At 71.6% G+C, this 24,042-nt stretch carries 20 protein-coding genes; 13 read left to right on the forward strand and 7 right to left on the reverse strand.

Annotated features, from left to right (window positions below):
* Positions 1 to 8 precede the first annotated feature (8 nt).
* Positions 9 to 887, reverse strand: coding sequence for a TIM barrel protein (locus tag AB0F15_RS04340; protein WP_360264980.1), 879 nt, complete (start codon positions 885 to 887; stop codon positions 9 to 11).
* Between the two features lie 123 nt (positions 888 to 1,010).
* Between AB0F15_RS04340 and AB0F15_RS04345 the strand changes: the two genes are divergently transcribed.
* Complete coding sequence (locus tag AB0F15_RS04345; RefSeq protein WP_360264984.1) at positions 1,011 to 2,045, forward strand: LacI family DNA-binding transcriptional regulator; 1,035 nt, start codon at positions 1,011 to 1,013, stop codon at positions 2,043 to 2,045.
* 84 nt (positions 2,046 to 2,129) lie between these two features.
* On the forward strand, positions 2,130 to 3,131 hold the full coding sequence (locus AB0F15_RS04350) for a Gfo/Idh/MocA family oxidoreductase (protein ID WP_360264987.1): 1,002 nt from the start codon (positions 2,130 to 2,132) through the stop codon (positions 3,129 to 3,131).
* Positions 3,132 to 3,286: 155 nt separating this feature from the next.
* Here AB0F15_RS04350 and asnB read toward each other — a convergent pair whose 3' ends face one another.
* A complete protein-coding gene (gene asnB, locus AB0F15_RS04355) occupies positions 3,287 to 5,128 on the reverse strand; it encodes an asparagine synthase (glutamine-hydrolyzing) (protein WP_360264990.1) in 1,842 nt (613 codons plus the stop codon).
* Between the two features lie 401 nt (positions 5,129 to 5,529).
* Here asnB and kdpF point away from each other — a divergent pair, with 401 nt between their 5' ends.
* From kdpF to AB0F15_RS04395, 8 genes are read left to right on the forward strand one after another with little or no spacing between them, the layout of a single operon-like run.
* Positions 5,530 to 5,631, forward strand: a complete 102-nt coding sequence (kdpF, locus tag AB0F15_RS04360) for a K(+)-transporting ATPase subunit F (protein ID WP_360264992.1) — start codon at positions 5,530 to 5,532, stop codon at positions 5,629 to 5,631.
* Positions 5,631 to 7,292 (forward strand): potassium-transporting ATPase subunit KdpA, encoded by a 1,662-nt coding sequence (kdpA, locus tag AB0F15_RS04365; protein ID WP_360264995.1) that lies wholly within the window; start codon positions 5,631 to 5,633, stop codon positions 7,290 to 7,292. Before kdpF ends, kdpA begins: the two co-directional genes overlap by 1 nt.
* Positions 7,289 to 9,337 (forward strand): potassium-transporting ATPase subunit KdpB, encoded by a 2,049-nt coding sequence (gene kdpB, locus AB0F15_RS04370; RefSeq protein ID WP_360264997.1) that lies wholly within the window; start codon positions 7,289 to 7,291, stop codon positions 9,335 to 9,337. Before kdpA ends, kdpB begins: the two co-directional genes overlap by 4 nt.
* A gap of 5 nt (positions 9,338 to 9,342) precedes the next feature.
* Positions 9,343 to 9,933: a potassium-transporting ATPase subunit C gene (locus AB0F15_RS04375; protein ID WP_360264999.1), complete on the forward strand. Its 591-nt coding sequence runs from the start codon at positions 9,343 to 9,345 to the stop codon at positions 9,931 to 9,933.
* 19 nt (positions 9,934 to 9,952) lie between these two features.
* The gene (locus tag AB0F15_RS04380) at positions 9,953 to 12,508 is read left to right on the forward strand and encodes a sensor histidine kinase KdpD (RefSeq protein ID WP_360265580.1); all 2,556 of its coding nucleotides are present in this window, start codon (positions 9,953 to 9,955) and stop codon (positions 12,506 to 12,508) included.
* Positions 12,505 to 13,200 carry a response regulator gene (locus AB0F15_RS04385; RefSeq protein ID WP_360265001.1) on the forward strand — a complete coding sequence of 232 codons (696 nt, stop codon included), beginning with the start codon at positions 12,505 to 12,507 and terminating at the stop codon, positions 13,198 to 13,200. Before AB0F15_RS04380 ends, AB0F15_RS04385 begins: the two co-directional genes overlap by 4 nt.
* Positions 13,201 to 13,221: 21 nt before the next feature.
* Positions 13,222 to 13,449: a hypothetical protein gene (locus AB0F15_RS04390; protein WP_360265003.1), complete on the forward strand. Its 228-nt coding sequence runs from the start codon at positions 13,222 to 13,224 to the stop codon at positions 13,447 to 13,449.
* Positions 13,450 to 13,490: 41 nt separating this feature from the next.
* The gene (locus AB0F15_RS04395) at positions 13,491 to 13,652 is read left to right on the forward strand and encodes a hypothetical protein (RefSeq protein WP_360265006.1); all 162 of its coding nucleotides are present in this window, start codon (positions 13,491 to 13,493) and stop codon (positions 13,650 to 13,652) included.
* Between the two features lie 220 nt (positions 13,653 to 13,872).
* Here the strand turns inward: AB0F15_RS04395 and AB0F15_RS04400 are convergent, their stop codons facing one another.
* Positions 13,873 to 14,481 carry a hypothetical protein gene (locus AB0F15_RS04400; RefSeq protein ID WP_360265008.1) on the reverse strand — a complete coding sequence of 203 codons (609 nt, stop codon included), beginning with the start codon at positions 14,479 to 14,481 and terminating at the stop codon, positions 13,873 to 13,875.
* Between the two features lie 206 nt (positions 14,482 to 14,687).
* Between AB0F15_RS04400 and AB0F15_RS04405 the strand changes: the two genes are divergently transcribed.
* Complete coding sequence (locus tag AB0F15_RS04405; protein ID WP_360265011.1) at positions 14,688 to 14,975, forward strand: acylphosphatase; 288 nt, start codon at positions 14,688 to 14,690, stop codon at positions 14,973 to 14,975.
* A gap of 168 nt (positions 14,976 to 15,143) precedes the next feature.
* A complete protein-coding gene (smc, locus tag AB0F15_RS04410; protein WP_360265014.1) occupies positions 15,144 to 18,746 on the forward strand; it encodes a chromosome segregation protein SMC in 3,603 nt (1,200 codons plus the stop codon).
* 3 nt (positions 18,747 to 18,749) lie between these two features.
* Here the strand turns inward: smc and AB0F15_RS04415 are convergent, their stop codons facing one another.
* From AB0F15_RS04415 to AB0F15_RS04430, 4 genes are all read right to left on the reverse strand, one after another.
* Positions 18,750 to 18,971, reverse strand: coding sequence for a hypothetical protein (locus AB0F15_RS04415; protein WP_360265017.1), 222 nt, complete (start codon positions 18,969 to 18,971; stop codon positions 18,750 to 18,752).
* Positions 18,972 to 19,023: 52 nt separating this feature from the next.
* Positions 19,024 to 19,524 carry a DUF3455 domain-containing protein gene (locus AB0F15_RS04420; RefSeq protein ID WP_360265020.1) on the reverse strand — a complete coding sequence of 167 codons (501 nt, stop codon included), beginning with the start codon at positions 19,522 to 19,524 and terminating at the stop codon, positions 19,024 to 19,026.
* Positions 19,525 to 19,610: 86 nt separating this feature from the next.
* Positions 19,611 to 21,176, reverse strand: a complete 1,566-nt coding sequence (locus tag AB0F15_RS04425; protein ID WP_360265023.1) for a sodium:solute symporter — start codon at positions 21,174 to 21,176, stop codon at positions 19,611 to 19,613.
* 15 nt (positions 21,177 to 21,191) lie between these two features.
* Positions 21,192 to 22,451: an anhydro-N-acetylmuramic acid kinase gene (locus tag AB0F15_RS04430; protein WP_360265582.1), complete on the reverse strand. Its 1,260-nt coding sequence runs from the start codon at positions 22,449 to 22,451 to the stop codon at positions 21,192 to 21,194.
* A 145-nt stretch (positions 22,452 to 22,596) separates the two neighbouring features.
* Here AB0F15_RS04430 and ftsY point away from each other — a divergent pair, with 145 nt between their 5' ends.
* Positions 22,597 to 23,895, forward strand: a complete 1,299-nt coding sequence (gene ftsY, locus AB0F15_RS04435) for a signal recognition particle-docking protein FtsY (protein WP_360265026.1) — start codon at positions 22,597 to 22,599, stop codon at positions 23,893 to 23,895.
* The last annotated feature ends 147 nt before the right edge of the window (positions 23,896 to 24,042 follow it).

Here is a 24,042-nt window from a genome sequence, read left to right on the forward strand (position 1 = left end):
CCAGGGTTTCAGAGGGAGTCGGTGATCTTCACGAGGTGGGCCAGGCTGCGCCCGGTGTCCCGCCGGGGTACGTCGTCGGGGCTCGAACCGCCGAGGGCGGTGTCCTGTTCGAGGACGTACCAGCCGTCGTAGCCCGCGGCCTGGACGGAGCGCACCATCGACGCCACGTCCACGTCGCCCTCGCCGAGCGGGGTGTACATGCCCTGCCCGACCGCGTCGGTGTAGGCGAGCCTGCCGGCGCGGACCTCGGCCGCCAGGTCTTCTCGGACGTCCTTCAAATGCACGTGCCCCACCCGTTCGGGATACCGCTTCGCCAGCTCCACCGGATCCGTCCCGCCGATCATCAGGTGCCCGGTGTCGAGGCACAACCCGAGATCGGAGTCGGCGAGGAAGCGCTCGACCTCGGCCTGCTGCTCCACGTGCGTGCCGACGTGCGGGTGCAGCACCGTGCGCAGGCCGTGGGCGGCGGCGATGTCGCGGATCCGGCCCGCAGTGTCCACGAGTGTCGCCCATTCGGTGTCGGTGAGCCGCGGGCGGTCGTCGTACCCGTCGAGGCCGGTCGCGGCGGCGAGGACGAGGACGTCACCCCCGCACGCGGCGAAGAGCGCGGCCGACTCTTCGGCCTCGCGCAGTGCTTGCTGCGGGTTTTCGTGCAGGACGACGGCGAGGAAGCCACCGACGAGCTTCAGGTCGTAGGTGCCCAGCAGTGCCCGCAGCTCGGCCGGGTCGCGGGGGAGGTAGCCGGGCGGGCCCAGTTCGGTCGCCTGCACCCCGAGCTCGGCCATCTCGCCGAGCACGGTCGCCGCGTCGAGCACCCGGCCCCACCCCGGGACTTCGCACACACCCCATGAGATCGGGGCGGCGGCCACGCGGATCTTCACTGTCATAGGGAGGACTCCGTGCTCTGCTCGGCGGTGTTGGAGCGCTCTATTGATTAGAGCGCTCTAATCTTGTAGCGTCCGTCACAGCAAAGTCAAGGCTGAGTTTCCGGTGATCAGGGGAGGTGCGGTATGCGTCCGACGATGGAGGACGTCGCCGCGCGGGCGGGAGTTTCCCGCGCACTGGTGTCGCTGGTGATGAGGAATTCACCGAAGGTCTCGGACACCCGGCGCGCGGCCGTGCTGCGCGCGGCCGAAGAACTCGGCTACCAGCCGCACGTGATGGCGCGGTCGCTGGCCAGCCGGACGTCCACCGTGCTCGGCGTGATGGTGAACGACCTGCGCAACGCCTTCTTCGCCGACGTCGTCGAGGGGCTGGACGCGGCCGCGCAGGCCGCGGGCTTCGACCTGATCCTCAACACGGGCGGCCGCAGTCCCACGCGCGAGTGGAACGCCGTGCACACCCTGCTTTCCTTCCGCCCGGCGGGGATCATCCTGCTTTCGCCGGTCGTCCCGGCGGCGTCGATCCAGGTCGCGGCCAAGCAGTGCCCGGTCGTGCTGGTCTCGCGGACGAGCCGTGCATCCACAGTGGACACCGTGAACGACGACGGCGAGGCCGGGTCCGCGCTGGCCGTCGAGCACCTGATCGGCCTCGGCCACCGGCGCATCGCCCACCTCGACGGCGGCGGCGCGGCGGGCGCGGCCCAGCGGCGTCGCGGGTTCCAGGCGGCGATGCGGCGCCACGGGCTGGAGCCGATCGTCGTGCGCAGCGAGCACACCGACACCGGCGGCGAGAAGGCGGTGCGCGAGCTGCTGGCGACGTACTCGCGGCCCGACCTGCCCACCGGCTTGGTCGCAGGCAACGACTTCAACGCCGTCGGGGCGATCTCGGCCCTGGAGGAAGACGGGCTGCGCGTGCCCGAGGACGTGTCGGTCGTCGGTTACGACAACACGTCGCTCGCGGCGCTGCGGCACCTCTCACTGACCACGGTGGACCAGCCGCGCACCGAAATGGGCCGGCTGGCCTTCGAAGCGCTGATCGAGCGCGTCCGCGGGGAGCGCACGGAGCCGGTCCGGCACCTGCTGCACCCGTCCCTGGTGGTCCGGGCGACCACCGCCGAGTTTCTGATCCGGTCAAAAGAAGGCCGGCCCCCGCGCGGTACGTAACCGTTGCTGCGAAGCCATTCGGCCGTGACTGTGGCCGGATCAGAAACAAACCAGCACAGTTTCTGCGACAGGAGGGTCTTCACGATGAGGTTGGGACTGGCGGGCACCGGCCGGATCGGCACCGCGCACGCGGAGACGCTGAAGGGCTTCGAGGAGGTCGAATCGGTCGTCGTGGCCGACGTCGACACCGCGCGGGCCGCCGCGGCCGCGGCGAAGCTGGGTGTCGAGGCGGCAGGCTCCCTGGACGAGCTGTTCGCCGCGGGGCTCGACGGCCTGGTCGTCACGGCGGCCACCGATGCCCACCCGGGCCTGATCATCGCCGCGGTCGACGCGGGCATCCCGGTGTTCTGCGAGAAGCCGGTGGCCGCGGACATCCCCGGCACCCTGGCTGTCATCGACCGCATCGGCGCGTCGGACGTCCCGGTCCAGATCGGCTTCCAGCGCCGGTTCGACGCCGGGTACGCGGCGGCGCGCGCGGCGGTCGCCTCGGGCGAGCTGGGCTGGCTGCACACGCTGCGCGCGACGACGTTCGACCCGGCGCCCCCGCCGGCGGAGTACGTGGCGCACTCGGGCGGGCTCTTCCGCGACTGCGGCGTCCACGACTTCGACATCATTCGCTGGGTCAGCGGCCGCGAGGTCGACGAGGTCTACGCGGTCGGCGCCAACCGCGGCGAGCGCTTCTTCGCGGACGCGGGCGATGTCGACACGGCGGCGGCCACGCTGACCCTGGACGACGGCACCCTGGCCACGGTGTCGCTGACCCGCTACAACGGCGCCGGCTACGACGTGCGTCTCGACGTGCTGGGCTCGGCGTCCGGGGTGGTGGTCGGCTTGGACGACCGGGCGCCGCTGCGGTCGGTGGAGCCGGGCGTGGCCCCGCTGCCGGGACCGCCGTACCCGGGGTTCATGGAGCGGTTCCGCTCGGCGTACACGACGGAGTTGCGAGCGTTCCTCGACGTCGTCGTCGGCCGGGCACCCTCGCCGTGCGTGGCGGCCGACGCGCTCGAAGCGTTCTACATCGCCGAGGCCTGCGAGGCATCCCGCCGCGAGCGGCGTCCGGTGAAGCTGGCGGAGATCCGCCGCTGACCCGTAACTCGCGTGACTGAGGCCGGGACTCGCGTGATTGGGGCCGGAACTCGCGTGATTGGGGCCGGAACTCGCGTGATTGGGGCCGGAACTCGCGAGTTACGGCGGTAATCACGCGAGTTCCGGCCCTGATCACGCTGGTTACGGGTGGGGACTCAGCCGAGCTGCAGTTCCGGGGAGTACATCTCGATCCAGTGGTACAGGTCGAGGAGCCGGTCCAGGCCGATCCGGGCCGCCGGGTCCATGGTGGCCGGGTCCACTTCGGACACCCGGTGCGCCCAGGACTTGTCGACCAGCCCGAACACCGCGTGGCCGGGCTCGGCCAGCACCTCCTTGGCCTGCTGCTGCAGCGCCGACGCGTAACCCGGGTCCTGCGTCGACGGGTACGGGCTCTTCACCCGCTGGGCCACCGACTCCGGCAGCACGTGCTTGGTGGCGTGCCGCAGCAGGCTCTTCTCCCGGCCGTCGAACGTCTTCAGCGACCACGGCGTGTTGTACACGTACTCGACCAGGCGGTGGTCGCAGAACGGCACCCGGACCTCCAGGCCGACCGCCATCGACGTGCGGTCCTTGCGGTCCAGCAGCATCCGCACGAACCGGGTCAGGTGCAGGTGGCAGATCGTCCGCATCCGGGCGTCCTGCGCCGACTCGCCGTCCAGGTGTTCGACGGAAGCGACCGCGGAACGGTACTGGTCCCGCAGGTAGGACTCCAGGTCCATCTTCCGCATCAGCTCGGGGGTGTAGATCGACGTCCGGTCGGTCGTCATCGCGCTGCTGAACGCGATCCACGGGAACATGTCCGCGTTGACCGCGGTCTCGTCGAAGAACCAGCGGTAGCCGCCGAACACCTCGTCGGCCGACTCGCCCGACAGCGCCACCGTCGACTCGCCGCGGATCGCCTTGAACAGCAGGTACAGCGACGTGTCCATGTCGCCGAGGCCGGCCGGGATGTCCCGGGCCCGCAGCACCGCGCGCCGCACCTCGGGGTCGGTCAGCTCGGCCGGGTTCAGCACGACGTCCTGGTGCGCGGAGCCGACCAGCGAAGCGACGTCCCGGACGAACGGCGAGTCCGCCGTGTCGCGCATCTCGTCCGGCTTGAAGTTCTCTTCCTGGCCGAAGAAGTCGACGGAGAACGTCCGCAGCTGCTCACCCTGCTCCGCCAACCGCGCGGCCGCGAGGCCGGTGACGGCACTCGAGTCGAGCCCGCCCGAGAGCAGTACGCAGCGGGGGACGTCGGCGACGAGCTGCCGGTGGACGATGTCGGTCATCAGCTCGCGGACGCGGGCGACCGTCGTCTCCTGGTCGTCGGTGTGCTGCTTCGCGTCGAGCTTCCAGTACGTGCGGGTCCGGACGCCTTCGCGGGACACGGTGACGATCGTGCCCGGCCGGACCTCCTCCATGCCCTTCCACAGCGACCAGCCGGGCTGCTTGGTGAACGCCATCAGCTCGCGCAGCCCGTCGGCGTCGACGACCTTCTCGGCCAGCGGGTTGGCGAGGATCGCCTTGGGCTCGGAGCCGAACAGCACGCCGTCGCGGGTCGGGTAGTAGTAGAACGGCTTGATGCCCATCCGGTCGCGGATCATGACGAGCCGGTCGTCGCGCTCGTCCCAGATCGCGAAGGCGTACATGCCGTTGAGGTGGTCGGCGACCGCGTCGCCCCACTGCAGGTAGCCGTGCAGCACCACTTCGGTGTCGCTGTCGGTTTCCCAGGTGTGGCCCAGCTTCGTCAGCTCTTCCTTCAGCTCGGTGAAGTTGTAGGCCTCACCGCTGTAGACCATCGCGACGTCGCCGTTCGGCGTGTGGACCGTCATCGGCTGCCGGCCGCCGGGAAGGTCGATGATGGCCAGCCGCCGGTGGCCGAGCGCGACGTGGCGGCGCACCCACGTCCCCGTGTCGTCCGGCCCACGGCAGGCCATCGTGCCCGTCATGGCGTCGACGACGTCCTGGCGGCGGGTGAGATCGGCGTCGTAGGAGACCCAGCCGGCGATACCGCACATAGAGAAGCCCCTCCCGGATATTGCTTAGCCAGTACAACTATTGGTAACCCAGGTGTAACACGCCTCGAAGGCCTTGTCTGCCCGAATTGCACGTTCCGCACTTGTTCGATTACCGGTTGTGGCGTTGGTCACTGACCAACTACCTGCGGTGAGAACCAGGCAAACGCTTGCGTGACCGCCGCCACCGGCCATCAAGATGGCGTAAAGGCGCGTCAGAAACGCATCAAGGCGCCATCAGTCGGGCGCCGGCCGGGCCTCTCAGAGCCGCACAGTGACGTCGTCCCGGTCATCGAACCCGGTGACCTGTCCTGAGAGGTGCTTGTGGCCGACTTGCTCTACGCCGTTCTCCTGATCGGCATTTTCGTGGTGCTGGCGCTGACCCTGCGCGGCTTGGAAAAGCTGTGAGCGGCGTCGGAACCGTGGCCAACGTCGTCGGCGGGCTGCTGGCGCTGGGCCTGCTCGTCTACCTGTTCGTCGCCTTGATCAGGCCGGAGAAATTCTGATGACCGACACCGTGGCCGGGCTCGTCCAGCTCGGTCTGCTCCTCGTCGCCCTGGCGGTGGTCTACCGGCCGCTCGGCGACTACTTGGCGCACGTCTTCTCGACCGAGAAGCACTTCAAGCTCGAGAGGGGCCTCTACCGGCTCTTCCGGGTCGACCCGGACTCCGAGCAGCGGTGGCCGGCCTACGCGGCGGGCGTGCTCGGCTTCTCGTTCGTGTCGGTCGTGCTGCTCTACCTGCTGCAGCGGCTGCAACCGCTCCTGCCGTGGAGTCTCGGCCGCGGCTCGGTGAGCCCCGGCGTCGCCTTCAACACGGCGGTTTCGTTCGTCACCAACACGAACTGGCAGTCGTACGTCCCCGAGACGACGATGGGCCACTTCGTGCAGATGGCCGGGCTGACCGTGCAGAACTTCCTGTCGGCGAGCGTCGGCCTGGCCGTGGCGATCGCGGTGACGCGGGGGTTCGTCCGGGCGAAGACCGACCGGCTCGGCAACTTCTGGGTGGACCTCACCCGCGGCACGGTCCGCGTCCTGCTGCCGATGGCGTTCGTGTTCGCGCTCGTGCTGGTCGCGCTCGGGGTCGTGCAGAGCCTCAAGGCGGGCGTGGCCGTGACGAACCCGGACGGCAGCCACAGCACGATCGCGCTGGCCCCGGCGGCGAGCCAGGAGGCGATCAAGGAACTGGGCACCAACGGCGGCGGCATCTTCAACGCCAACTCCGCGCACCCGTTCGAAAACCCCACCGCGTGGTCGAACCTCGTCCAGCTGTTCCTGATCCTGGTGATCCCGGTCAGCCTGACCCGCGCGTTCGGCACGCTGGTCGGCAACAAGCGCCAGGGCTACGTCCTGCTGAGCGTGATGGGCCTGCTGTGGGCGGCTTCGCTGGCCATCATCTGGTTCTCGGAGGCCAAAGCGAACAACCCGGCCGCGCTGGCCGCCGGAGCGAGCATGGAAGGCAAGGAGCAGCGGTTCGGCACCAGCCTGACGTCGCTCTTCGCCGACACCACCACCGGGACCTCGACCGGCGCGGTGAACGGCGCCCACGACAGCCTGTCCGGCCTCGGCGGCGGCGGTCCGCTGCTGAACATGCTCTACGGCGAGATCTCGCCCGGCGGCGTCGGCACCGGTCTCTACGGCATCCTCGTGATGGCCGTCATCGCGATGTTCCTGGCCGGGCTGATGGTCGGGCGCACGCCGGAGTACCTGGGCAAGAAGCTCGGCAAGCGCGAGGTCACCTGTGCGGCGATCGCCATGCTCGCGATGCCGACCGTGGTGCTCCTCGGCTCCGGGATCGCCCTGCTGCTGCCGGGCACCACGGGCGCGCTGGGCAACTCCGGCGCGCACGGACTGTCCGAGGTCCTCTACGGCTACGCGTCGACCGGCAACAACAACGGCAGCGCGTTCGGCGGCCTGACCGCGACGAGCGACTGGTTCCAGTCGTCGTTCGCCGTCGCCATGGCGGTCGGCCGGTTCGTGCCGATCCTCGCCGTGCTCTGCCTGGCCGGTTCCCTGGCCGCGCAGCGCAGGGTGCCCGAAACCGCGGGCACCCTGCCCACCACCGGGCCGCTGTTCGCCACCCTGCTCACCGGCACGGTGGTGCTCGTCGCGGCCCTCACGTTCATCCCGGCGCTCGCGCTCGGGCCCATCGCGGAGGCACTCGCATGACCGTCACCGAAGAACGACCGCAGGTGACCCCCGCCGCCGAGCCGCCGGGCCGGGTCGGCGCCGGGATCTTCAGCCCGCAGCAGCTCTGGACCTCGCTGCCGGACGCGCTGCGGAAGCTGAACCCGAAGCACCAGCTCGGCAACCCGGTGATGTTCGTGGTGTGGGCGGGGTCCGCGCTCACCACCGTCTTCGCCGTCACCGACCCGAGCGTGTTCACCATCCTGATCGCGGTGTGGCTGTGGTTCACGGTGGTCTTCGCGAACCTCGCCGAGGCCGTCGCGGAAGGGCGCGGCAAGGCCCAAGCCGAGAGCCTGCGGCGGTCGAAGAAGGAGACCGTGGCCCGTCGGCTCACCGAATCCGGAGAAGAGCAGGTCCCCGGCGCCGAGCTGCAGGTCGGCGACCGGGTCGTCGTCGAGGCGGGCCAGGTGATCCCGGGCGACGGCGACGTCGTCGAGGGCATCGCGACCGTCGACGAGTCGGCCATCACCGGCGAGTCGGCGCCGGTCATCCGCGAGTCCGGCGGTGACCGCAGCGCCGTCACCGGCGGCACCACGGTGCTGAGCGACCGGATCGTCGTCAAGATCACCACCAAACCCGGCGAGTCCTTTGTGGATCGCATGATCGCCTTGGTGGAAGGCGCTTCGCGGCAGAAGACGCCGAACGAGATCGCCCTGACCATCCTGCTCTCGACGCTGACGATCATCTTCCTGCTCGCCGTCGTGGCCCTGCAGCCGATGGCCCGCTACTCCGGGTCCGAGCAGTCCGTGATCGTGCTGACGGCGCTGCTGGTCTGCCTGATCCCGACGACGATCGGCGCGCTGCTGAGCGCCATCGGCATCGCGGGCATGGACCGCCTGGTGCAGCGCAACGTCCTGGCCACGAGCGGGCGCGCGGTCGAGGCCGCGGGCGACGTCTCGACGCTGCTGCTCGACAAGACCGGCACGATCACCTTCGGCAACCGCCGGGCCACCGAGCTGATCCCGGTCGGCACGTCCACGATGGACGACCTCGCCCGCGCCGCGCGGCTGGCCAGCCTGGCCGACGAGACGCCGGAGGGCCGCAGCGTCGTCGAGCTGACGGCGGACCACGCGGCGCAGGACGAGCACGGCGAGTTCGTCCCCTTCACCGCGCAGACGCGGATGAGCGGCCTCGACATCGGGACCCGGCGGATCCGCAAGGGGGCGGCGAGTGCCGTCCGCGCCTGGGTGCGCGAAAACGGCGGCGAATTCCCGGACGAGACCGAGCGAGTGGTCGACGAAATCAGTGCCCAGGGCGGCACCCCGCTCGTCGTCGCCGAGGACACGGCGGTGCGCGGCGTGATCCGGCTGTCCGACGTGGTCAAGCCGGGGATGAAGGAGCGCTTCGCCGAACTCCGGTCGATGGGCATCAAGACGGTGATGATCACCGGCGACAACCCGCTCACCGCGAAGGCCATCGCCGCGGACGCCGGCGTCGACGACTACCTCGCCGAAGCCAAGCCCGAAGACAAGATGGCCCTCATCAGGCAGGAGCAGGAAGGCGGGCGGCTGGTCGCGATGACCGGCGACGGCACCAACGACGCCCCCGCGCTCGCCCAGGCCGACGTCGGCGTCGCCATGAACACCGGCACTTCGGCCGCCAAGGAGGCCGGGAACATGGTCGACCTCGACAGCGACCCGACGAAGCTGATCGAGATCGTCGGGATCGGCAAGCAGCTGCTCATCACGCGCGGCGCGTTGACCACGTTCAGCGTCGCCAACGACCTGGCCAAGTACTTCGCGATCCTGCCCGCGATGTTCACCGGCATCTACGCGCAGCTGGGCGGGCTGAACATCATGCACCTGGCCACGCCGAAGTCGGCGATCCTGTCGGCGGTCATCTTCAACGCGCTGATCATCGTCGTGCTGATCCCGCTGGCCCTGCGCGGCGTGCGGTACCGCCCGTCGTCGGCGTCCGCGCTGCTGCGCCGCAACCTGCTCGTCTACGGCCTCGGCGGGATCGTCAGCCCGTTCCTCGGGATCTGGCTGATCGACCTCCTCGTGCGCCTCATCCCTGGAATCGGGTGACCACCGTGAACACTCTCGTCAAGCAGACCTGGGCCGGGCTGCGCGTCCTGCTCGTCATGACCGTCCTGCTCGGGATCCTCTACCCGCTGGCCGTGTGGGCCATCGCCCGCATCCCCGGGCCGGCGGGCCACGCCGAAGGCTCGGTCGTCACGCAGAACGGCCAGGCCGTCGGGTCGTCGCTGATCGGCGTCGACCCGGTGCCCGCCGACCCGGCGCACGACCCGTGGTTCCACACCCGGCCCTCGGCCGCCGGTCCCGGGATGCCGTCCGGTGCGTCCAACAAGGGCCCGTACGACGAGGATCTCGTGAAGACCATCGGCGAGCGCAAGGACGTCATCGCCCGGCGCGAAGGCGTGTCACCCGACCAGGTGCCGCCGGACGCCGTGACGGCGTCGGGCTCGGGCCTCGACCCGGACATCAGCGTGGCCTACGCCGACCTCCAGGCACAGCGGGTCGCCCGGAACACGGGGCTGTCCCTCGACCGGGTGAAGCAGCTGATCGAGCAGAACACGAGCGGCGCGGGGATCGGGGTGCCCGGTGTGGACGTGCTCCCGCTCAACTTGGCCGTGCGCGCCGCGGCCGGAGGGGCACACTGACAGCGTGACCACCGCGACTGTGACCTCGGAAGAGGGGCGGAAGCCGCGCCGAGGAGAGCTGAGGATCTACCTCGGCGCGGCTCCGGGCGTCGGCAAGACCTTCGCCATGCTCGGCGAGGCGCGCCGACGGCTCGACCGCGGCACCGACGTCGTCGTCGGGCTGGTCGAAACGCACGGCCGGGCTCGCACGGCCGAGCTGCTCGACGGCATCGAGGTCGTCCCGCGGCGGCGCGCCGAACACCGCGGCCGCGCGTTCGACGAGATGGACGTCGACGCCATCCTGACCCGCGCGCCCGAGGTCGCCGTCATCGACGAACTCGCGCACACCAACGTGCCGGGTTCCCGCAACGCCAAGCGCTGGCAGGATGTCGAGGAACTGCTGGCCGCCGGCATCGACGTGCTGTCCACGGTCAACGTGCAGCACCTGCAGAGCCTCAACGACGTCGTCGAGCGGATCACCGGTGTCACCCAGCAGGAGACCGTGCCGGACGAGGTCGTCCGCCGCGCCGAGCAGCTGGAGCTGGTCGACATCACGCCCGAGGCACTGCGGCGGCGGCTCGCGCACGGCAACGTCTACCCGGCCGAGCGGATCGACGCCGCGCTCGGCAACTACTTCCGCCCCGGCAACCTCACCGCGCTGCGGGAACTGGCGCTGCTCTGGGTGGCCGACCAGGTCGACGTCGCGCTGCAGCGCTACCGCGCCGAGCAGCGGATCACCGACACGTGGGAGGCGCGCGAACGGGTCGTCGCCTCGATCACGGGCGGGCCGGAGAGCGAGACGCTCATCCGCCGCGCCAGCCGGATCGCCACCCGGGCCGGCGCCGAGCTGCAGGTGGTGCACATCCTCAGCGGCGACGGCCTGGCCGGACGGTATTCCCACAAGGCGAGCCCGGCCGCGATGGCCCGCTGCCGCAAGCTCACCGAGGAGGTGGGCGCGACGTTCCACACGGTCGTCGGCGACGACGTGCCTGCCGCCCTGCTGGACTTCGCCCGCGGGGTCAACGCGACCCAGCTGGTGATCGGGACTTCGCGGCGCTCCCGCGTGGCGCGGCTGTTCGACGAGGGCATCGGCGCTTCGGTGGTCCGCCGGTCGGGGCCGATCGACGTGCACATGGTCACCCACTCCGAGGCGGGCGGACGCCTGCGGGCCGGGCTGGCCGCGAGCCCGCTGGGGCTTTCGCGGCTGGTGGCGGGCTGGGTGCTGGGCTTCGTGCTGCCGGTGCTGGTCACCGCCGTCGGCGCCTTCGTGCCGAGCGGGCTCGACTTCGCCACCGACGTCATCTCGTACGTCCTGGCCACGGTCGTCGTCGCCCTGGTCGGCGGCCTCGGCCCGGCGCTGGTCGCGGCCGTGCTCGGAGCCGGGCTGCTCAACTTCTTCTTCACGCCGCCGCTGTACACGCTCACCGTGCACACCCCGCAGAACCTCGTGACGCTGATCGCGATGGTCGTGGTCGCGGTGCTGGTCGCGCTGGTCGTCGACCAGGCCGCGCGCCGGGCCACCCAGGCGGCGCGGGCGCGGACCGAGGCGGCGCTGCTGGCGTCCTACGCCAAGACGGTGCTGACCCACGGGAATCCGATCGAGCGGCTGCTGGCGAAGGTCCGCGAGAACTTCGCGCTGACGTCGGTGACCCTGCTGGAGAAGCAGGACGGGACGTGGCAGCGCGTGGCGGCCGCGGGCGACCACCCGTGCGCCGACCCGGACGAGGCCGACGTCGACATCGCCGTCACCGCCGACGTGCACCTGACCCTGCGCGGGCGGGCGCTGCCGGCGGCCGACCGGCGGGTGCTGGAAGCCGTGGCCGGGCAGGCCCTCCTGGCGCTGCGGCAGCAGCGGATGGCGGCCGCGGCGGCGACCGCCGAGCGCAAGGCCGAGGCGACCGAGCTGCGCACGACGCTGCTGTCCGCGGTCGGGCACGACCTGCGGACGCCGCTGACGTCGATCAAGGCGTCGATCGGCAGCCTGCGCGCGGCGGACCTCGCTCTGTCCGAAGAGGACACCGCGGAACTGATGGAGGCCATCGAGCTGTCCGCCGACCGGCTCGCGGGGCTGATCGACAACCTGCTGGACTCGTCGCGGCTGGCGACCGGCGCGGTGAAGCCGCACCTGCGTCCCGTCGGCTACGAGGAGGTCGTCGCGCACGCCTTGACCACGGTGGACGATTCGGACGCGGTCCGGGTGGCGGTCGACGACCGGCTGCCGCCGGTACTGGCCGACCCCGGCCTGCTGGAACGGGTGGTGGCGAACGTGCTGGACAACGCGCTGCGGCACGGCGGGACGCCCGTGTCCGCACGGGCCAGCGCGCACTCCGGCCAGGTCGAGCTGCGGATCGTCGACCACGGCAAGGGATTGCGCAAGGGCGCCGCGGACTCGGCGTTCGCCCCGTTCCAGCGGCTCGGCGGCGACCGGGACACGACGCCGGGCGTCGGGCTCGGGCTGTCGGTGGCGAAGGGGTTCACCGAAGCGATGGGCGGCACGATCCGCGCCGAGGACACGCCGGGCGGTGGGCTCACGATCGTGGTTTCCTTGCCCGCGCACAGCTTCAGGGTGGAAGAAGCCGAGGAGGGGGTGCGATGAGCGACCCGGGTGCCACCGTGCTGGTGGTGGACGACGAGCCGCAGATCGTGCGGGCACTGCGGATCAACCTGACCGCCCGCGGCTACAAGGTGATCACCGCGCACGACGGCACGGCCGCGCTGAAGGCGGTCGCCGAGACCAAGCCCGACGTCGTCGTGCTCGACCTCGGCCTGCCCGACCTCGACGGCACCGAGGTGATCGCCGGCCTGCGCGGCTGGACGACGGTCCCGATCATCGTGCTGTCCGCCCGCGGCGACTCGGCGGACAAGGTCGAGGCCCTCGACGCGGGCGCCGACGACTACGTGACGAAGCCGTTCGGCATGGACGAGCTGCTGGCCCGGCTCCGGGCGGCGGTCCGCCGGTCGGCGGTGACGGGCGCGGACGACGCGGACGCGGTGGTGGACACCGAGTCGCTCAGCATCGACCTGGCGGCGAAGAAGGTCCGCCGCGACGGCGAGGAAGTCCACCTGACCAAAACGGAGTGGGGCGTGCTGGAGCTGCTGGTCCGCAACCGCGGGCGGCTGGTGGCGCAGAAGCAGCTGCTGCACGAGGTGTGGGGCCCGTCGTACGAAACGGAGTCGCACTACCTGCGGGTGTACCTGGCCCAGCTGCGGCGCAAGCTGGAGCGGGAGCCCTCCCGGCCCCGGCACCTGCTGACCGAGCCGGGGATGGGGTACCGCTTCGAGGTCTGAACCGGTGGGTACCCCGCCAGGGTGACTGAGGGGTCGAAGAAGTGGTTCGCGGGCGGCCGGCGCATGCCGCCCGCGGTCATGGTGTGGCTGGCGGCCGGGATGACGTTGGTCGTGCTCGGCGATGTCCTCTTGCTCGTCGACAGCGGCTTCGCCGGGGGGAAGACCTGGCTGCGGGTCGCGTCGATCGCCGCGGAAGGGCTGCTCGCGAGCTACTTCTGGGCGTCGTTCGTCCACCGGCGGCGCGTGTGACGGGGGCCGGAGCCGCGGGGCGGCGCAGCCGGAAGAGGCGAGTGGCCGGCTTGGCCGTGGCGGTGGTGCTCGGCTACTTCGCCGGAGTGGGGGTGGCGGCGCTGCTCGGCAGCGCGGAACCCTGGACCTTCGGCGTCCTCGGCATCGTCCCGGCGCTCACCGGGTTCTTCGCCGACGACCTGCGACGCCGGACGCGCGGTTAGACCGGGAGGTCGGCTGCGCGGGCCCGAACCGCAGCTTCGAGGTCCGCCGCGGAGAAGCAGCCGGCCGCGGAAGCAGCGCGGCCTCGGCCGGTCCGCGTGCACTGCGGCTCGCGTAGGCGAAGCGATCTTCACCGCACACTTCCCGCGATGGCCGCGGCCGTCCTGACCAGGGAACGCCGGAGGCCACCGCCGCGGCGGTGGCCTCCGGGAGCTGTCCCGCTTACGCCGCGGTGCTCGGGTCGGTCGTGCTCGACGAGGGGGCGCCGGCCGAGCTGGAGCCGCCGCCGCTCGCGGTGGTCGTCGGCGTGGTCGGCGTCGGCGTCGGCGTGGGGGTCGGTGTGGGGGTGGGGGTCGGGGTCGGTGTCTTCGACGGAGTCGGCGTCGGCGGCGTGGTGAACGGCGGCGGGTTGCCGCCCGTGTCGTTGCGCGGCGGCGGTGGCGGGGGCGGCGCGGGCTGGGTGACGACGGTGGTCGTCGTCTTGCCGTCCGGGCTGACCGACACGACGGTCGTCGGCGCGCTCGACGACGTGGGGCTCGACGGGGTCGGCTCCCCGCCGGCCGTGGACGGGCCTGCCGACGACGGGGCGGTCGGCAGCGACTGGACGCCGGCCGGGAGGGTGCCCTGGCCGCCGGTGCCCCCGGTGCCGCCGGCGGTCGTGCCGGGCACCGGCCCGGCCAGCTCGGCCACGGCGGCGAACGCGGTCGCGACGACCAGTCCGGCCACCCCGAGCACGACGTACCCGGTGCGGTTCGGTTTGCTGCTCTTGGGCGGCGCGGTGTCGATCCTGGTGATCCGAGAGCTCGAATCCGACCCGGCGGGGCGGGGCATACAGGCTCCTAGGGGGATTTCGGGGAGGCGCGGTGTTCTGAAACGGACCAGCGAGATGGCCAGCGACGTCGTGGATCGGGGCACGGCGCTCGCGGCGGGGGAGCCACCTCGGCGGCGAGGTTATCACCGGCCTGCGGGCATTCGCCCAGGTAGTGGCCTTGATCCGTTACTGTGCGCGCTCGGTTGACCCGGAAGGGAGGAATGGTGTGAGTGAGGAAGAAACGCACACCCGGGTGACGGCGTGGGTGCGCGGCCGGGTGCAGGGCGTCGGTTTCCGCTGGTGGACGCGCAGCCGTGCGCTGGAACTCGGCCTGGTCGGGAGCGCGAGCAACCTGGCCGACGGCCGTGTCGAGGTGATAGCGGAAGGTAGCCGAGACAACTGTCAGCGGTTGCTGGCCGCGCTGCGGTCGGGAGAATCACCCGGAAGTGTGGAGCACGTCGCCGAGCGCTGGTCTGCCCCGAAAGGGGGACTCACCACCTTCGTCGAGCGGTAGCGCGCGCCTTGGTCCGTCCGGGGCCCGTGTGGCGCCTGGTGTTGCTGGGGCGCGCCCGGGTGTGCTAGGCGCGCCGAGGAGGGGGCGCGTCCGGCGGTCCCCGGCCGCCCCCAGGTAGCCTGGGCCGATTGAACCGCCAGTACCCGCGGCCAGAGGGGTCAGCACCACGTGCACCTGAAAAGCCTGACGCTCAAGGGCTTCAAGTCCTTCGCTTCGGCCACCACGCTGCGCTTCGAGCCCGGGATCACCTGCGTGGTCGGGCCGAACGGCTCCGGCAAGTCGAACGTGCTGGACGCGCTGCGCTGGGTCATGGGCACCCAGGGCGCCAAGGACCTGCGCGGCGGCAAGATGGAGGACGTCATCTTCGCCGGCACCGCGGGCCGCGCCCCGCTCGGCCGCGCCGAGGTCACCCTCACCATCGACAACGCCGACGGCGCGCTCCCCATCGAGTACTCCGAGGTGTCGATCACCCGCCGGATGTTCCGCGACGGCGCGAGCGAGTACGAGATCAACGGCAACCGCTGCCGGCTGATGGACGTCCAGGAACTGCTGTCGGACTCCGGCATCGGCCGTGAGATGCACGTGATCGTCGGGCAGGGCCAGCTCTCGGCGATCCTCGAGTCCAAGCCCGAAGAGCGCCGCGCCTTCATCGAAGAGGCCGCCGGCGTCCTCAAGCACCGCAAGCGCAAGGAACAGACCCTGCGCAAGCTGGCGAACATGCAGGGCAACCTCGACCGCCTCGGCGACCTCACCACCGAGCTGCGCCGCCAGCTCAAGCCGCTGGGCAAGCAGGCCGAGATCGCCCGCAAGGCCCAGTCGGTGCAGTCCGAGCTGCGCGACTCCCGGCTGCGGCTGCTCGCCGACGACCTGGTCGGCCAGCGCACCACCCTCGCCCGCGAAGAGGCCGACGAGCGCACCGCCCGCCAGCGCCGCGCCGAGGTCGAACAGCACCTCGAGCTCGTCTCGGCCGAAGAAACCGAGCTGGAGGCGTCGCTCGCCGAGGACGCGCCGCTGCTGCAGACCGCCCAGGAGACCTGGTACAAGCTTTCGGCGCTGGCCGAGCGGCTGCGCGGCACCGTCCGCCTCGCGGTCGAGCGGCAGCGGCACCTGTCCGCCGACGTGGCGACGAGCACCGGTGGCCGCGATCCCGAGGAACTGCTCGAAGAGGCCGAGCGCGTCGCCGAGCAGGAAGAAGAGCTCAACGAGGCCGTCATGGAGGCCCGGGAGCTGCTCGCCGAGACGGTGCTGCGGCGCGAAGACCTCGAACAGCGCGTCCAGGCCGCCGAACGCGCGCACTGGGCCGCCGTCCGCGCCATCGCCGACCGGCGTGAGGGCATGGCCAAGCTGACCGGCCAGGTCGAGGCGCTGCGCAGCAAGAACGGCGCCACCTCCGACGAGATCGACCGCCTCAGCGTCTCGATCGAGGAGTCCGCCGAGCGGGCCGAGATCGCCGTCGAGGAACTCGAGATCGCCAAGGCCGAAGGCGGTGTCGAGGAGTCCGACGACTCCGGGCTGATGGACCGCCACGACCGCGCGGTCGAGGCCAACAACGCCGCCAAGGCGCGCGTCGAAGAGCTGGTCAAGGCCGAGCGGGCCGCCGAGCGCGAGATCGCGTCGGAGAAGGCGCGCGTCGAGGCGCTGTCGATGGGCCTGCGGCGCAAGGACGGCGCGGGCGCGCTGCTCGGCGCGGCCCACGAGCTGCCGGGCCTGCTCGGCTCGGTCGCCGCGCTGCTGACCGTCGAGCCGGGGTACGAGGTCGCGCTGGCCGCGGCGCTCGGGCCGGTGGCCGACGCGGTCGCCGTCACCGGCGGCGAAGACGCCCTGCGCGCGCTGAAGTACCTGAAGGACACCGACTCCGGCCGGGCGGGCATCCTGCTCGGTGGTCCCGAGTCCACTGTGGACACCCACTCGTGGCCGTCGCTGCCCGAAGGCGCGCGCTGGGCCCGCGAAGTCGTCACCGCGCCGGCCCAGCTGCGGCCCGCCGTCGAGCAGGCCCTCGACAAGCTGGCCCTGGTCCGCGACCTCGAAGCGGCGCGGCACCTGGTGGCGGTGCACCCGGACGTCCGGGCGGTCACCGCCGAGGGTGACGTCTTCGGCACCCGCTGGGCGATCGGCGGTTCCGGCAAGCGCGAGAGCGTGATCGAGGTCCAGGCCGCCGTCGACGAGGCCGGGGCGCGGTTGCGCACGGCCGAACGCCAGCTGGAGCAGTACGCGGCCGAGCTGGAAGGCGCCCGCGCGGAGCAGCAAGCGCGGCGCGAAGAGGTCTCCCAGGCCAAGGACGCCCTCGGCGAGGCGAAGGTCCGCAAGGCCCGGTCGTCGGAGCGGCTCAGCCGGCTGCAGCAGGCGGCCCGCCAGGCGCAGGCCGAGGTCGAGCGGCTCACCGGGCAGCGCGCGAAGGTCGAACAGAGCCGCGTGCAGGCCCTCGCCCAGCTCGCCGAGCTCGAGGAACGGCTCGCCGCCGTCGCCGAGCAGCCCGTCGAGGACGACCCGGACACCGCCGAGCGCGACCAGGCCGTCGAAGAGCTGGCCGTCGTCCGGCAGGCGGAGATGGAAGCGCGGCTCGCGCAGCGCACCGCCGAAGAACGCGCGCGCAGCATCGTCGGCAAGGCCGAAGGTCTCCGCCGCGCCGCGCACGCCGAGCAGCAGGCCCGGGAACGCGCCGAGCGCGCCGCCGCGGCCCGCAAGCGCGGCGCCGGGATCGCCAACGCCGTCGTCGACGCCGGCGAGCTCGCGCTGGAACGCATCGAACACTCGGTGCAGCGCGCCGCCACCGAACGCGACCAGGTCCAGTCCCGCCGCCAGAGCCGCGAACAGGCGCTGACCGGCGTCCGCGCCAAGGTCCGCGAGCTCACCGGCGAGCTGGAGAAGCTGACCGACGCCGTGCACCGCGACGAGGTGCTGCGCGCCGAACAGCGGCTGCGGCTGGAGACCCTGGAAGCCAAGATCGCCGAGGACTTCGGCATGGGCCTCGAAGACCTCGTCCGCGAGTACGGCCCGGACGTCCCGGTGCCGCCGAGCGCGGGCGAGATGGCCGAGTACGAAGCGGCCAAGGATCGCGGCGAGGACGTCACCCCGCCGCCGCCGATGCCGTACGACCGCGACACCCAGGCCCGCCGCGCCAAGCGCGCCGAGAAGGACCTTTCCCTGCTGGGCAAGGTCAACCCCCTCGCGCTGGAGGAGTTCGCGGCGCTGGAGGAGCGGTACAAGTTCCTCTCCACGCAGCTGGAGGACCTCAAGGACACCCGCAAGGACCTCGAGTCCGTGATCAAGCAGGTCGACGAGAAGATCCTCGAGGTCTTCGCCGGCGCCTACGCGGACGTGGCCCGCGAGTTCGAGACGGTGTTCAGCGTGCTGTTCCCCGGCGGAGAGGGCCGGATGGTCCTCACCGAGCCGGACAACCTGCTGAACACCGGCGTCGACGTCGAAGCGCGCCCGCCGGGCAAGAAGGTCAAGCGGCTTTCGCTGCTCTCCGGTGGCGAGAAGTCGCTGGTCGCGGTGGGCATGCTGGTCGCGATCTTCCGCGCCCGGCCGTCACCCTTCTACGTCATGGACGAGGTCGAGGCGGCGCTCGACGACACCAACATGCGCCGGCTGATCGGGCTGCTGGAGCAGCTGCGCGACTCGTCGCAGCTGATCATCATCACCCACCAGAAGCCGACCATGGAGATCGCCGACGCGCTCTACGGGGTGAGCATGCAGGGCGACGGCATCACGAAGGTGATTTCGCAGCGCCTGCGCACGGCCGACGACGAGCCGGTCACGGTCGGCTGACGTTCACATCTCGTCTTCGCGGGGTGCGCGCTCATCGGGTTTCGCGCGCGGGTCGAACGTGCCGAGGTCGTTGCCGACCCAGCGCCCGTCGTCGATCCGCGCCCGGCGGCCGCGCGGGGTGATGAACCCGCGCTTCACCCCCCGCTTGCGGTCCGACCGGTCCAAGACCAGCGCGATGACGAGCACCACGGCGAGAACAGCGCCGATCCCGATGAAGAACCCCATGTGATCCCCTCCCGCCCCCAGGCTACGGGAGGGGGAGGGGCGTCACATCCGCCTAGCCGGCGACCCAGAAGGCGTAGTCCGCCGCATACTTGACCGCCGTCTGCGCGCCCGCCGCGCACGCCCCGGCCGGGGCCACCCCGCCGCGGGTGTTGAGGCGCTGGATGTAGGTGACCTTCCCGAAGAGGCCGTCTCCGGTGTTGAGGTTCGCCTTGAGCAGCAGTTCCGGGATCGCGTTCTCCCGCGGCGCCGAAGCCGCCGCGGCCGCGCCGACCGTGCTGCCGTCCACAATGGACGTCCACACCGGGCCCTTGCTGTGGAGCGCCACCGGCTTCCCGTGCTTCGACAGCACGGCGGCGGGCTGGATCAGGGCCCACGCGCCGTTCGTGCAGCCGTAGATCTGCACGCCTTCGCCCGCGTAGGTGGCCAGCGGCCGGTTGCCCGCCGGGACCTTGATCGTGTCCGGCACCTTCGAGGTCGCCGGGGAGGCCGAAGCCGTCGCCGCGCCGCCGAGCACCAGGGCGCCGACCGCGAGCGCCACCGTCATCCGCTTCATGTGGTCCACCTTCGAAATCCTCCCGCCGCTTCTCGGCGGGCTCCCGCAATTCGACACGGGCGCCCGCCGGAAACGGTTCAGAAGGATCAGGCGGCGAGTTCCTTTTCCGTCTCGCCGACGGCTTCGGCCTCGGCCGCCTTCGGGTCCGGCGTCCGGTGGCGCAGGGCCAGCAACCCGCCGACGACCAGTGTGATCACCACGCCCAGCAGGGTGTACCAGGGGTAGGCCAGCGCGACCTTGTCCCCGGCCGCCTTGCCGAAGTCGATGCCGATCAGCCCCCCGGTCTTCGCGCTGAACTTCACTCCGAGGATGACGAACGCCATCACCACGACCGTGACCACGAACGCGACGATCGCGTCCACCTGCCGCGCCTTCTTGATCAGCAGACCGAGCAGGAACGAGCCGAGCAGCGCGCCGTAGGTGTAGCCGGTGATGGCGAGGCCGAGTTCGATCACCGAGTTCTTCGTGGTGGAGAACAGCGAAGCGAACACCGCGAACACGACCGCCCAGATCAGTGTCCACATGCGACCGTGCCGCAGCAGCTTCGAGTCTTCGGCCGAGCGCTTGGTGAACCGCTGGTAGAGGTCGGCCACGGTGGACGTCGAGAGCGCGTTGAGCGCCGAGGCGAGCGCGCCCATCGTCGAAGCGAGCACCCCGGCGATGAGCAGGCCCGACACGCCGGCCGGCAGGTCGTCGATGATGAACCGCGAGAACACGTCGTCCGGGCTCTGCAGGCCGAGCTGCGCGACCGTCTTGCGGCCGTTGAACACCCACAGCATCGCCCCGACCAGCAGGAACAGCGCGAACTGGATCGTGACGATGATGCCGCTGCCGATCAGCGCCTTCTGGCCGTCGCGCAGGCTGCGGGTGGCCATCAGCCGCTGCGCGATCAGCTGGTCGGCGCCGTGCGAAGCCATCGACAGCGCCGCGCCGCCGAGCACCGCCGTGACGAAGGCGTACGGGCTGGTCAGCAGGTGCTTCGTGAAGTCGACGAGCACGAACTTGCCGTCCGCGGACGCCTGGGAGGCCCAGTCGGACGGCAGCTTGTTCAGCAGCACGATCGCGGCCACCGCGGCGCCGCCCAGGTACAGCGACAGCTGGATGACGTCGACCCAGACGACCGCCTTGATCCCGCCGATGTAGGCGTAGATCAGCGTCAGCGCCGTCAGGATGACGACGATCACCCAGTAGTCCAGGTGGACGTTGTAGTGCCCGAGGATCACCTTGATCGGGATGGCGCCGGCGAACAGGCGCACGCCCTCGGCGAGCAGCCGCGTGACCACGAACGTCACCGACGCGGTGCCCTGCAGCCCGGAGCCGAACCGCTTCCCGAGGAACGCGTACGCGCTGACGAGGTTGCCGCGGAAGTACCGCGGCAGCAGCACGAACGCGGCGATCGTCCGGCCGATGATGTAGCCGAAGGCCAGCTGCAGGAACAGGAACGCGTTGCCGAAGACCAGCCCGGGCGTGCTGATCACGGTGAGCGTCGAGGTCTCCGTGGCCACCACGGACAGCATCACCGCGCCCCACGGGAGGTTGCGCTCGCCGACGAAGTAGTCGGCCGCCGACCGTTGCTTCCGGCCGACGAGCACGCCTATCAGCGGCATCGCCGCCAGGTAGATCACGATGATGGCGAGGTCAACACCGCGCATGGATCTCTCCTACCCTCATCCGGTCTTCTCCGCGACTCGCAACCGCGTCACGGTGCCCCCCAGCGGGGCGGGAAGGATCAGTGGGCCGGTGCCCGGGACCAGCGCGCCGAGCAGGCGTGGCCCGCGGGCGCCGGTCGCCGACGGCACCGTACCGGGTATGCCGCACCAGGTGAGCCAGCCGAGCAACGCGGTCAGGTACGCCTCCTTGCCGGCACCGGGCAGCCCGAAGTCGTCACTGGTCTTGAGCACCGTGTGGGGCACCGCCGCCAGGTTCCGCGCGAGCGCCGTCATCAGTGCCGGGTTCGCCACCCCGCCGCCGGAGGCGATGACGGTCGTGACGCCGTGGCGGCGGCACTGCTCGGCCACGGTGACGGCGGTCAGTTCGGTCAGCGTCGCGAGCAGGTCACCGGGGTCGATCGGGCCGAGCCCGGCCAGCGCGGCGTCGAGGTAGCCGCCGTTGAAGTGCTCCTTGCCGGTGGACTTCGGCGGCGCGGCGGCGAAGTAGGGGTCGCCGAGCAGCCGCACGAGCAGACCGGAGTGCACCGAGCCGGCCAGCGCGAGCCGGCCGTCGACGTCGCTGCGCCGTCCGGTGACGCGATGGGCCGCGACGTCGAGCAGGGCGTTGGCCGGCCCGGTGTCGTAGGCGATCACCGGCTCGTCCGCGGTGACGACGGTGATGTTCGCGATGCCGCCGAGGTTCAGCGCGGCGACCGGGTGGCCGGTGTCCTCCGCGAGGCCGGGCAGCCACAGCCGGTCGAGGGTGCTCGCCAGTGGCGCCCCGTGGCCGCCCGCGGCGACGTCGCGGGCCCGCAGGTCGGCGCACACCGGCAGGCCGGTGCGTTCGGCGATCCAGGCGGGCTGGCCGAGCTGGAGCGTGCCGCGGACCGTGCCGTCCTCGACCCAGTGGAACACCGTCTGGCCCAGCGACGCGATCAGGTCCGCCGAGCCGCCGGCGAGGTCCGCGGCCGCGCGCCGGGCGGCATCGCCGAACGCCCGGCCGACGCCGGTGTCCAGCCGCGTGAGCTCCCCGGCGGTGCACGGGTTCGGCGGCAGCGCGGCCAGCAGGCCTTCCCGGAGGGGTTCGGGGTAGGGGACGTCGAGCTCGCCGAGCGGCGTCAGCACGACCGTGCCGTCTTCGGCGTGGAGGTCGGCGGCGGCCACGTCGATCCCGTCGATCGACGTGCCCGAAATCAGGCCGATCACCCGGAAGCCGTGGCTGCCGCGACTCCTCTTCCGGGGGGCCGGGTGGCGGAGCCCCCGGCTGACACTGCGCATCCCCATCCGGAGGGGTTTAGTGGAGCCCGGCGTGTGACGCAACCCACGTGGTGAAGTCTTACCCCAATCGGGACTCAGGTTGTTACGAATTGCCTGTGCGGACGGGGTGTCCGGTGCGCGGGAGCGCGGATGAAAGGATGGACCCGTGTCGAGCACCTGGTTCCTGTTCGTAGTCATCGCCGTCGTCGTCCTGGTCGCCCTGCTGGTGACCGGCCTGCTGATCGCGCGCAGGCGGCGGATCAGCCTGGACGCCCAGCGCGAGGTCGAGGCGAAACCGAAGGGCGGCTCCTACGCGGCCAGCGGGGGCATCGCCCTCGCGCCCGGCGGGACGGCGCCGGAAGCCGGGCACCCGGTCGAGGACCGGCCCGAGACCGATGGCCAGCCCGCGGTCGGCGACGACGCGGCGGTGCCGCGCGACTCGCCGCAGCGCACGGTCCGCGACGTCAAGCTGCCCGAAGAGTCGGCGGTCGTCGAGCCCGTCGCCGAGCCGGCCGTGGTCGCCGAGGAGATCGACCCGGCGACGGGCCGCATGGAGCGGCTGCGCGGCCGGCTGGCGAAGTCGCGGTCGGTGTTCGGCACGAGTCTGCTCGGCCTGCTCGGGGCCGGCGACCTCGACGAGGACTCCTGGCAGGACGTCGAGGACACGCTGCTGATGGCCGACCTGGGCGCGGCCACCACGACCCAGATCGTCGAGCGGCTGCGCGACGAGCTTTCCCGGCGCGCGGTGCGGTCCTCGGCCGAGGCGCGCGAAGTGCTGCACGAGGTCCTCACGGCGCAGCTGTCCACCGACGGCCACCGCGCGGTGCGGGCGCTGCCGCACATCGTCGACGGCAAGAAGCAGCCAGCAGTGGTGCTGGTGGCGGGGGTCAACGGCACGGGCAAGACGACGACCACGGGCAAGCTCGCCCGCGTTCTGGTCGCGCAGGGCGGCACGGTGCTGCTGGGCGCGGCGGACACGTTCCGCGCGGCGGCGGCCGACCAGCTCCAGACGTGGGGCGAGCGCGTCGGCGCGGAGGTCGTCCGCGGCAAGGAAGGCGCGGACCCGGCGGCGGTGGCGTTCGACGCGGTCAAGCGCGGCGTGGACACGGGAGTGGACGCGGTGCTGGTCGACACGGCGGGCCGCCTGCACACCAAGACCGGCCTGATGGACGAGCTGGGCAAGGTCAAGCGCGTCGTCGAGAAGCAGGCGAAGGTCGACGAGGTGCTGCTGGTCCTCGACGCGACGACGGGCCAGAACGGGCTGATGCAGGCCAGGGTGTTCGCCGAGGTCATCGACGTGACGGGCATCGTCCTGACGAAGCTGGACGGAACCGCCAAGGGCGGCATCGTGTTCCAGGTCCAGAAGGAGCTGGGTGTCCCGGTGAAGCTGGTCGGCCTCGGGGAGGGCCCGGACGACCTGGCCCCGTTCGAGCCGGGTGCCTTCGTGGACGCGCTGCTGGGCTAGCGGATCTGCTGCCGGGTGCCGAATTCGTACACCGGTTCGCCCCGATCGAGCGCGCCGGCGTGGGTCGGGCAGAGTCCGTTGCGGCTGAACGCGCTGGTGCGTGAAACGCAGCGCGAGCCGAAGCGGGACACCATCGTGGCGCGGCAC

It is taken from the genome of Amycolatopsis sp. NPDC026612, assembly GCF_040638285.1.
Classification (GTDB): Bacteria; Actinomycetota; Actinomycetes; order Mycobacteriales; family Pseudonocardiaceae; genus Amycolatopsis.

Excerpts from the sequence above, each read along its gene's own strand:
- AB0F15_RS04340 (WP_360264980.1), bottom strand. The coding sequence starts at position 887 with ATGACAGTGAAGATCCGCGTGGCCGCCGCCCCGATCTCATGGGGTGTG.
- AB0F15_RS04345 (WP_360264984.1), top strand. The coding sequence starts at position 1,011 with ATGCGTCCGACGATGGAGGACGTCGCCGCGCGGGCGGGAGTTTCCCGC.
- AB0F15_RS04350 (WP_360264987.1), top strand. The coding sequence starts at position 2,130 with ATGAGGTTGGGACTGGCGGGCACCGGCCGGATCGGCACCGCGCACGCG.
- asnB (WP_360264990.1), bottom strand. The coding sequence starts at position 5,128 with ATGTGCGGTATCGCCGGCTGGGTCTCCTACGACGCCGATCTCACCCGC.
- kdpA (WP_360264995.1), top strand. The coding sequence starts at position 5,631 with ATGACCGACACCGTGGCCGGGCTCGTCCAGCTCGGTCTGCTCCTCGTC.
- kdpB (WP_360264997.1), top strand. The coding sequence starts at position 7,289 with ATGACCGTCACCGAAGAACGACCGCAGGTGACCCCCGCCGCCGAGCCG.
- AB0F15_RS04385 (WP_360265001.1), top strand. The coding sequence starts at position 12,505 with ATGAGCGACCCGGGTGCCACCGTGCTGGTGGTGGACGACGAGCCGCAG.
- AB0F15_RS04400 (WP_360265008.1), bottom strand. The coding sequence starts at position 14,481 with ATGCCCCGCCCCGCCGGGTCGGATTCGAGCTCTCGGATCACCAGGATC.
- AB0F15_RS04415 (WP_360265017.1), bottom strand. The coding sequence starts at position 18,971 with ATGGGGTTCTTCATCGGGATCGGCGCTGTTCTCGCCGTGGTGCTCGTC.
- AB0F15_RS04420 (WP_360265020.1), bottom strand. The coding sequence starts at position 19,524 with ATGAAGCGGATGACGGTGGCGCTCGCGGTCGGCGCCCTGGTGCTCGGC.
- AB0F15_RS04425 (WP_360265023.1), bottom strand. The coding sequence starts at position 21,176 with ATGCGCGGTGTTGACCTCGCCATCATCGTGATCTACCTGGCGGCGATG.
- AB0F15_RS04430 (WP_360265582.1), bottom strand. The coding sequence starts at position 22,451 with ATGCGCAGTGTCAGCCGGGGGCTCCGCCACCCGGCCCCCCGGAAGAGG.